Origin of the sequence: Bartonella sp. AP4SXKL (assembly GCF_042195845.1) — a bacterium.
GTDB lineage: Bacteria > Pseudomonadota > Alphaproteobacteria > Rhizobiales > Rhizobiaceae > Bartonella.
On record NZ_JBHIPA010000064.1, the window covers coordinates 1 to 844 of the forward strand.

General features: G+C 45.3%; 2 protein-coding genes and 1 pseudogene. All 3 read left to right on the plus strand.

Annotation, left to right across the window (positions count from 1 at the left end):
- Positions 1–435: S49 family peptidase (locus ACFIMI_RS09680; RefSeq protein ID WP_375692536.1), on the plus strand; the 435-nt coding region annotated here is incomplete at its 5' end.
- The gene (locus ACFIMI_RS09685; RefSeq protein ID WP_375692537.1) at positions 318–698 is read left to right on the plus strand and encodes a hypothetical protein; all 381 of its coding nucleotides are present in this window, start codon (positions 318–320) and stop codon (positions 696–698) included. The genes ACFIMI_RS09680 and ACFIMI_RS09685, both read left to right, overlap by 118 nt.
- A pseudogene (locus tag ACFIMI_RS09690) lies at positions 695–844 on the plus strand (head decoration protein); the annotation flags it as partial. The gene ACFIMI_RS09685 and the pseudogene ACFIMI_RS09690, both read left to right, overlap by 4 nt.

The window sequence follows — 844 nt, forward strand, 5'->3', positions numbered from 1 at the left end:
GAACCCTTGAGCGATACAGCACAGATAAAAATGCAAGCCGATTGCGCCCTGCTCTACGAGATGTTTGTCGATTTGGTGGCGCAAAACAGACGCTTAAATGCTGCTGCAATTCGTGACACAAAAGCAGAAACTTTTATAGGCACCCAAGCGATCACGCTTGGATTAGCAGATGCGCAGGGCACCCTTGCGCAAGCTTTGGAAGCCTTAACGGATTCCATATCACAAAACCCAACATCAACAGAAAAAGAAGGACAAAACACATGGCACGCACACAATACCGCGCTGAAGAAGATGATGACGAAAAGATCGTCGACATCATCAATGACGAGGAAGAGGACGAAGACGATAGTGACATCGACAAAAACGCCGAAATCTTTGACGACGAAGAAAACGAAGATGAGGATGAAGACAATGAGAACAAGCAGGAAAACATAAAAGCTGCTCTTGAAAAAGAAAGAAAGCGCGCAAAAGCACTAACAACCCTTGAAAGGCAAGCAAAGCACTTAGGCGTTTCTTTTGACGCAGCAAAAGCTATTCAAAACGGTATGAGTGTCGAGAAAGCACGCCAGTGTGTGTTGACGGCTGCTAGCTCTCAAAGCGCGTCTTTAAAAGTCTCGCCTTATACCCCTCATAGTGATGGGACGAGCAAGGCAAAGATTTATGCAAAATGGGAAGCAGCTTGGAGGGCAGTGAAATGACGAATATTATTTATGACGACGTACGCAATGGCGCTTATCTTGGACCCTACGACCCCGATATGTCAAATGAAGAAGTGCTGTTTGCATCAGGAGCATTCATTGAAGCTGGAACTGTCATGGGGAAAATTACAGCATCACAAAAATAT